Source organism: Chrysiogenia bacterium, assembly GCA_020434085.1.
Taxonomy (GTDB): domain Bacteria; phylum JAGRBM01; class JAGRBM01; order JAGRBM01; family JAGRBM01; genus JAGRBM01.
Genome location: JAGRBM010000064.1, coordinates 1 through 7,472, shown reverse-complemented (window position 1 = coordinate 7,472; position 7,472 = coordinate 1). Strand labels below are relative to the sequence as shown.

Here is a 7,472-nt window from a genome sequence, read left to right as displayed (position 1 = left end):
GCCGCGCAGCGGCAGGATGATGGACATGTATTCACTGGGCTGCATGCTGGTGCGACCGTCGGGGGTGGGCAGGTCCCAGATGATACTGGCAAGCGCCGGCGCGCGGTGGCGCAGCAGGTTCCAGTCGCCGCCGAGCACTTCTCGCGGGGAGATGGCCGAGAAGAACTTTCCTTCGGGAACTTTCTCTGCGTAGACGGGCCGGGCAAAGGGTACCTCCACGTCGCTACCGCGGATGCCGAACTCGCGATTGAACCACACGAGCTCGGCGCCGCAGAGAACGAACAGCGCGACCGAGAGTCGCGCGAAGCGAATGCGATCGGACGCGCGGGCCCAGACGCCGATGAGCAATCCCACGAGCGCGAGGAAACCCAGGTTCGAGAGCAGCAGGGGATTGAGGCCGGTGGCGTGCTCGATCTGCCCGAGGGCGTGAGTGGGCCGGTCGGTGGCATAGCTCAGGCGCCGCTCCATAGTGGCCGGATGGATGTCGCCGCGCGCGTCGAGTTTCTTCTGCTCGACGCTGGTGGAAATCTCGATCGCTTTTTCGAGCACCCGCGGTCCGACGGTGCGGGTGCCCACGCCGAGCACAATCCAGAATCCGATGCACAGCACCAGCGCGCCGCGCAGCAGCTTGTTCCATGAGCGCTTGTCCTCCTCGCCGGCCTTTGCCAGCCAGTCGAGTCCCAGCGCGGCGAGCGGCAGGAGGAAGATCAGCAGCGGACCCATCGCGCGCGAGGGAACGCGCAGCAGGTTGAGGCCCGGCAGGTAATGGAGCGCCCAGAACACGGGCGAGAACTTGCCGAGCGCAAAAAGAATACACAGCAGCACAAAGAAGCCGAGCAGGCGGGTGCTCGGTCGCGCGCGCATGCGCCAGAGGGCCAGCACGGCCAGCAGAAGAAGCGCCGCGCCGATGTAGATGTGCGTCTCCCAGGAAGCGACCTTGCCGCCGCTGAGCGCCAGCCAGTAGGGCACCTCGGCGTTGCCGCCCTCGGGTCCGTAAATGCCCGGCAGCAGGGGTAGCAGCACGCCCCAGGGAGGGAGCGAGCCAAAGGTCGAGAAGGCCAGCGAGATGCCGGCCGAGCGCTCGGACTGCGCGCGCACCACGTCCATGACGAGCGGCAGGAGCTGGATGCTCGCCAGCGCAAGGCCCGCCATCAGGGCGCCTGCAACCTTGGGCAGCGCAATCCAGTTGGCGCGGGTTTCTTCGGTCGCGCCCACGCGGCCCAGCAGGCGCAGCAACGTGTAAAAACCGAGCAGGTAGTTCGAGAAAATCGGAATCTGCGGGTGGCCGCACAGCCACTGCAGCCCCGTCACCGCCGCGAGCGGCACCGCCCAGTACAGCGGCGCTTTGCGCGCACAGAGCTTGTCGACCAGCAGAAGCTGCCAGGGTAGGTAGGCCAGCGTGGCGTAGTAGTTGGGCTGGATGACGCGAACGGCGAAGAAACCGTTGAGCGCCATGGCCAGCGCGGCGAGCACGGAGGCGAAGCGGCTCGCCCCCAGCGCGCGGCAGTAATACCAGACCCCCAGGGCGCCAAAGAGCGCGTGAGCAACGAGCCAGATCGCTACTGCGTGGCGGCCGCACACGCGCAGCAGCACGTGCATGAGCGGATGAAGCAGGGTGACCTGACCCTCGCCGACAATCGGATGGCCGGAGAACACGGTGTTGGTCCACAGGGGGAAGCGGCCCTTCGCGAACTGGCGGAGGTATTCCTCGAAGAAAGGCGTGTAGTAGGTCGAGATGTCCGCGCCCTTGATGGGCTCGCCAAGAACAAGCCAGTCCCAGTGACAGAAGACGACAAAGCCGACGAGCAGCGCCCAAAGCAGGCGCAACTGACGGTTGCTCAGGTCGTTGTCGGGACCGGGCATGGGCGCCCTCTCAGGCGTGGCACTGCAGCAGGATCAGGGTGTAGGGAATTCGGTACATGTCGTGGCGGATGTCGTCCTCGACGTTGTCAAAGACTTCCGCCGCAAGCTTGAAATAGCTCTCACGGTCGCGCACGTAGTTGCCGCGATCTTTCGAGAGCAGGTAGCGCGCCGCACTTGACTGATCGGGGACGTAGCAGCCGTCGAGTGTGACCAGGCGGCCACCGGGCTTGAGCGCGCTCTTGGCCAGGGCGAAGAAGGCCACTGCCTCCTTGTCGTCCAGGTGATGGAGCAGGCCGTGGGCCAGTACGATGTCGAAGCTGCCCGCGCCGAGCTCTTCAATCATCGCATCGTCGACGCGCTTGCAGGTGAACGTGCCGCGCTCTCCCCAGCGGGCCTTTGCCGATTCGATGTACTCGGCGCTCATGTCGAAGCCGACGTACTCGATTTTTTCCGGCAGATCGCCCAGCAGGTCGGCCGGGCCGCAGCCGATATCGAGGACGCGGTCGCCCTCTTTGGCGCGAACGTATTCTTTGGCAAAAATCACGTGCTCCTGGGTGCCGGTCACCATGGCGCGAAAGAGCGAATACATCTTCGGGATCGCCAGCACGCGGCGCGGATCCCAGGAGGCGAGCTCGCGGGGGGCTTCGGCCGTCTCTACCATCTTTTCATTCTCCAGTGGTTTTCGAAGAAGCGCAATGTAGGAAGCGCCAAAGGGCAGGTGCACGCGGCGGCGAAGCAGCGAGCCCTCAACGGCGTAGAGCACGTAGAACAGCCAGTTGAGCACAGCCGGGGGGCGGCTCACCACGGTGGCGGCCTCGCGCGGGGGGAATATCTGGTGAAGCAGACGCTGCAGCAGGAAGAGCGGGAAGAGGACCGAGAGATGCGGGGAGAAATACTCGAGCCGCATTCCCGAGGCGGCCGCTTTCTGGCGGAATTCGCCCGCGCGGTAGCGCCGGAAGTGGTCATTGGCCTCATCGTGCTGCGACCACAGATAGGGGTGCGCCGGCACGGTGACGAGTACCAGCCCGCCGGGACGGAGCACGCGGCCCATCTCGCGAAGGGCGGCGGCGTCCTCCTCGATGTGTTCGAGAACGTCGAAGGAGGTCACCAGATCATAGGTTCCGTCGGCGATCTTCTCGGCGGGCAGCATTCCCTCCACCACGTTCACGCCGCGACGGGTGCGTAACGCTTCGAGCGAAGTGGCATCGAATTCCAGGGCATCGACGTCCCCGAAATCGGCGAGCGACTCGGCCATGAAGCCGGTGCCGGCGCCTGCGTCCAGGATGCGGGGCGGGCGGCTGCCGAGCCCCAGCGCGGGGATCACCTGGGTGCGGATGACCTCGCGGGCAATGGTGCGGCGCGCCTGAAACCACCAGTGTTTGGGCTCCACGGCGCGGATGCTTTTGACGAGTGCTTCTTCCATGAGTGAGGCCGGAGCCGGGTCCGGCGGCCCGGAGTATGGTTGCGGCCTTCCGGAGGGGTCAAGCAGGCGGGCCTAGCCCTCGCCGGCCTGCACGCGATACCAGGCGATGGTCTGGGCGATGCCGTCTTCGAGGCGTGTCTCGGCCGAAAATCCCAGCAGGGTGCGGGCGCGGTGGGGGTCACCGACAAAGCGCATGGCCTCGCCCTTGCGATAGGGCAGGGCGCCCAGCTTGAGCAGCTCCTCGGCCTGCAGCTCGCGGGCGATCATCAGGGCCACTTCGCGCACCTGCACCTCGCGACCCGAGCAGACGTTGATGATCTCGCCCACGGCGCGCTCGGCAAGGCCCGCGCGCAGGATGGCATCGACCACGTCGTGGACGTGTACAAAATCGCGGGACTGCTCCCCGGCGGTCATCTCGAATTCCTCACCGGCCAGGAGCGCGCGAATCAGCGAGGGAAGCAGCAGACCCGGCGGCTGCGAGGGGCCGTAGACCAGGAACGGGCGCAGCACCACGGTGGGTAAGCCGAAGGTGCGCCAGGCCATGCCGGCCAGGTGGGTGATGGCCGTCTTGCTCCACGAATAGGGGCTCACCGGGCGAACCTGCATTTTCTCGTTGAAGGGCGCGATCTGGTCGCCGTATTCCTCGGAAGTGCCGAGCAGCACGACGCGCGGCGCGGGCTCCAGGGCTCCGGCCGCTTCGAGCACGTTGACGCTTGTTACGATGTTGGCGGTCATCGCCTTGCGCAGGTTGTCCCAGGCGCGCGCGACGTCGATCATCGCCGCCAGGTGCAGGATGATCTCGGGCGCAAAGTCCTTGATCGCCTTCGTGGTCAGGGTGGGCTTGCTCAGGTCGATGCCCTCGCATTGCACGCCTTCCCACTCGGCGGGAAACCTCGTGCCGGGCCGGTCGAGGGCGCAGACGACGGAACCGAGCTCGCGCAGGCGCTCGATCAAATGGCGACCGACAAAGCCGGCGGCGCCGGTGACCAGGACGCGCTTGTCCCGGAAGTCTTCGAGTTGCAGGGTTCCGTTGGTCATGGGATCAAAGGCTCGTCGCCGAAGCTGCGCCCGGTGGCGCGCAAGCTTCGGGAGATCGAATCAGATCAGACGCGCGTCCTTTGCCCACTGGCGGTACCACTCGACGGTCTCGCCAAGGCCCTTTTCGGGGCTCCAGGCGGGCGTCCATTCGAGCAGGTCGCGGGCTTTCTGCGCGCTCAGATACTGGTGCTGAATTTCGTTCTTGGCCTCGCCCAGCACGTTGGGCTTGAGGTCTTTCTTGCCCATGACCTCGAGCACCATGTCGGTGATTTCGAGAACGGTCATCGGGCGTTCGTTGCTGAAGTTGAAGGCCTGTCCGCGAACTTCCTCGCGGTCCATCTGCTCTGCCAGGTGCAGGTAGGCGTCGACGGCATCGCGCACGTAGAAGTAGTCGCGGGTAAAGGAACCGTCGCTGCGAATGACCGGGGCCTCGCCCTTGAGCGCGCTCAAGATGTTTCCCGGAATGATGCGGTTGAAGTTGAGATCGCCGCCACCGAAGAGGTTGCCGCAGCGGGTGATGCACACCGGAAGTCCGTAGGTGTGGTGGTAACTCGTGCAGATCAGATCGGCGCAGCTCTTGGAGACGTCGTAGGGGTGACGGCCTTCCAGGCGCGCGTTTTCGAGGTAGGGCAGCTCGGGCTGGTCGCCGTAGGCCTTGTCCGAAGAAGCGACGACGATGCGCTTTACCAGCGGGGAGCGGCGCGCCGCTTCGAGCACGTTCCAGGTTCCCTCGATATTGCTCGTGAAGGTTCCCAGCGGGCTGCGGTTGGCGGTGCCCACGATGGTCTGGGCGCCAAGATGCAGCACGGTCTCGATCTCATACTCATTGAGGGCGCGCTCGATGGTGAAGTAGTCCTCCAGCGCGCCGCTGACGATGGTGATCTCTTTGGCCGTGGGGCTACTGAGCAGGTGTGAGCGCCCGACCTGATCGCGCACCAGCGCAACCACGTCCGCGCCCAGCTCCACCAGGCGCTCGGTCATCCACGATCCCAACAGTCCCGTCGCGCCGGTGATGAACACGCGGCGGCCGGCCCAGAATTCTTTCTTCGGTGCGCTCAATCCCAAACCTTCCAGGGCGGGTTGCCTGAGTTCCAGATCTCGTTGAGCAGTTGCACGTCCCGCAGGGTGTCCATGCACTGCCAGAAGTCGCGGTGTTCATAGACCGCCAGCTCGCGGTCGCGCGCCAGATTCTCGAGCGGCTCGCGCTCGAAGACGCAGCCCTCGTCGGCGCTCACGTAGTCGAAGAACTTCGGCAGGGAAAAACAGAAGAACCCGCCGTTGATGAGCGAGTCGCCCATGACGGGCTTTTCGCTGAAATCGGTGACGATGTGGTTTTCGTCCGTGGTGAGCTGGCCGAAGCGGCTCGGGGGGCTCACGCCCGTGACGGTGGCCACCTTGCCGTGGGACTTGTGGAACTCCAGGAGCTTCTGGAGGTTCACGTTCGCCACGCCGTCGCCGTAGGTGACCATCAGATAGTCGGCATCGATGTAGGGCTCGATGCGCTTGAGGCGCCCGCCCGTCATGGTGCGCATGCCGGTATCGACAAGCGAGACGGTCCAGGGCTCGGCATCGGCCTTGCGCAGCATCTCTACCCGGTGGTCTTCCTGGCCCAGGTGGACGCGGATGTCGGCGCTACGGATGGCGTAGTGATAGAAATAGTCCTTGATAACCTCGCCCATGTAACCCAGGCACACGGTGAAGTCGTTGAAGCCGTAGTGGCTGTAGCTCTTCATGATGTGCCAGAGGATGGGCTTTCCCGCCACCTCGACCATGGGCTTGGGACGGAACTCCGTCTGCTCGCGAAGGCGCATTCCCAGCCCGCCGGCCAGGATGGCTACTTGTACTTTGTCACTCACGACTGTTCTGCTCTTTGCTTGGTCTGCGCGGCCGGCAACTGGCCGGCCCGGCCCAGCCGATAGTTGAGCATGTTGCCCAGAAATTCAAACACGGTCCCGGCATTGACGTGGCTGGCCCCGTGCTCGCGCTTGAGGAAGTGAACGTCGTATTCGCTGGCCTGGACGCCCAGCCGGGCGGCCTTGATCAGGATCTCGGCGTCGATGAACCAGTCCCGGGACTCCAGCCCCATTTGCTCGTAGAGCTCGCGGCTCATGAACTTGGGCTTGCCGTTGACGTCGGAGACCCGGACCCCGAAGAGCAGGCGGAAGAGCAGGTTGAAGACGATGCTCTGGATCTTGCGCAGCACCCCGTCGCCGCGGTTCATGCGCCGCGCGACAACCAGCGGCGCGCCCGTCTCCAGCACCTTGCCCAGCATGCCGGGCACGTCCTCGGGCGGGACCTGCAGGTCGCCGTCGAGGTAGCCGACCACCCCGCCGGTGGCCTGCCTCAGGCCGGAGATGATGCCCCAGCCGTAGCCCTGATTTTCCTCGACCTTCACGATCCGCAGCCGGTCGCTCCCGGCGGCGGCCTCGTCCAGCAGGCGCGCCGTGGCATCGCGTGAGCCATTGTCGACCAGCACCCACTCGTGCGGGGCATCGAGCGCAGCCGAAATCCGTCCCAGACCCTCCAGGAGGGCCGGGATGTTCTCCTCTTCGTTGTAGAGGGGGATGACGATGGATAGCTGCTTGCTCAAGGGGGTGCCTCGTTTGCGCGAAGTATATAGACTAGGGTGCGGAAAATACGAAATGGAGCCCCCTGAGGGCCCCAGCGGGGCAAAACAGCCCCGAATTGAGCCATGAGCGACTACAAACCCATCTCCTGCGCGGCCAGTGACCAGCTCGAAGCCGCCATCGTGACCGGCAAGGCGCTGCGGCTGCGCCTCAAAGAGACCGTCGCCGAGCCCAGCCGCACCCTGGATGTCGACCCCCTCGACATCGAGGTGGAGAGCGGCGCCGAGTTCCTGCGCTACCGCATCCGGGCCTCGGGCCTGGAGACAAGGGTCCGCCTCGACCGGATCCGGGATTTTGAGGTGATGGAAGGACACACAGCATGAATAACTTCCCCAAAACCGCCCGCATCTGTGAGTGCTTCTGCCGCGACGGACTGCAGAACCGGCCGGAGTTTGTGCCGACCGAGAAGAAGATTGCGATGATCGATCGCTGCAGCGAGATCGGCGTGCCGCTCATCGAGGTGACGAGCTTTGCCCATCCCAAATACCTGCCGCAGTTTGCCGACTGCAAGGAAGTGCTCG

The 7,472-nt window shown here is 65.0% G+C and carries 8 protein-coding genes; 2 read left to right on the top strand and 6 right to left on the bottom strand.

The window, feature by feature from the left end; genetic code table 11:
• From KDH09_02230 to KDH09_02205, 6 genes are all read right to left on the bottom strand, one after another.
• On the bottom strand, positions 1–1,863 hold a 1,863-nt coding region (locus tag KDH09_02230), incomplete at its 3' end, for a hypothetical protein (GenBank protein ID MCB0218487.1).
• A gap of 10 nt (positions 1,864–1,873) precedes the next feature.
• Entirely contained in the window at positions 1,874–3,286 is a 1,413-nt protein-coding gene (locus tag KDH09_02225; GenBank protein MCB0218486.1) for a methyltransferase domain-containing protein, read from the bottom strand.
• A gap of 72 nt (positions 3,287–3,358) precedes the next feature.
• Positions 3,359–4,324 carry an NAD-dependent epimerase/dehydratase family protein gene (locus tag KDH09_02220; GenBank protein ID MCB0218485.1) on the bottom strand — a complete coding sequence of 322 codons (966 nt, stop codon included), beginning with the start codon at positions 4,322–4,324 and terminating at the stop codon, positions 3,359–3,361.
• A gap of 60 nt (positions 4,325–4,384) precedes the next feature.
• Positions 4,385–5,305: a GDP-mannose 4,6-dehydratase gene (locus tag KDH09_02215; protein MCB0218484.1), complete on the bottom strand. Its 921-nt coding sequence runs from the start codon at positions 5,303–5,305 to the stop codon at positions 4,385–4,387.
• A gap of 74 nt (positions 5,306–5,379) precedes the next feature.
• On the bottom strand, positions 5,380–6,180 hold the full coding sequence (gene rfbF / locus KDH09_02210) for a glucose-1-phosphate cytidylyltransferase (protein MCB0218483.1): 801 nt from the start codon (positions 6,178–6,180) through the stop codon (positions 5,380–5,382).
• Positions 6,177–6,914, bottom strand: a complete 738-nt coding sequence (locus KDH09_02205; protein ID MCB0218482.1) for a glycosyltransferase family 2 protein — start codon at positions 6,912–6,914, stop codon at positions 6,177–6,179. The genes rfbF and KDH09_02205 overlap by 4 nt, the downstream gene beginning before the upstream one ends.
• A gap of 102 nt (positions 6,915–7,016) precedes the next feature.
• Between KDH09_02205 and KDH09_02200 the strand changes: the two genes are divergently transcribed.
• Positions 7,017–7,274 carry a transcriptional antiterminator, Rof gene (locus KDH09_02200; GenBank protein MCB0218481.1) on the top strand — a complete coding sequence of 86 codons (258 nt, stop codon included), beginning with the start codon at positions 7,017–7,019 and terminating at the stop codon, positions 7,272–7,274.
• On the top strand, positions 7,271–7,472 hold a 202-nt coding region (locus KDH09_02195; GenBank protein MCB0218480.1), incomplete at its 3' end, for a hydroxymethylglutaryl-CoA lyase. The genes KDH09_02200 and KDH09_02195, both read left to right, overlap by 4 nt.

Excerpts from the sequence above, each read along its gene's own strand:
- KDH09_02225 (MCB0218486.1), bottom strand. The coding sequence starts at position 3,286 with ATGGAAGAAGCACTCGTCAAAAGCATCCGCGCCGTGGAGCCCAAACAC.
- KDH09_02220 (MCB0218485.1), bottom strand. The coding sequence starts at position 4,324 with ATGACCAACGGAACCCTGCAACTCGAAGACTTCCGGGACAAGCGCGTC.
- KDH09_02200 (MCB0218481.1), top strand. The coding sequence starts at position 7,017 with ATGAGCGACTACAAACCCATCTCCTGCGCGGCCAGTGACCAGCTCGAA.
- KDH09_02215 (MCB0218484.1), bottom strand. The coding sequence starts at position 5,305 with ATGACCGAGCGCCTGGTGGAGCTGGGCGCGGACGTGGTTGCGCTGGTG.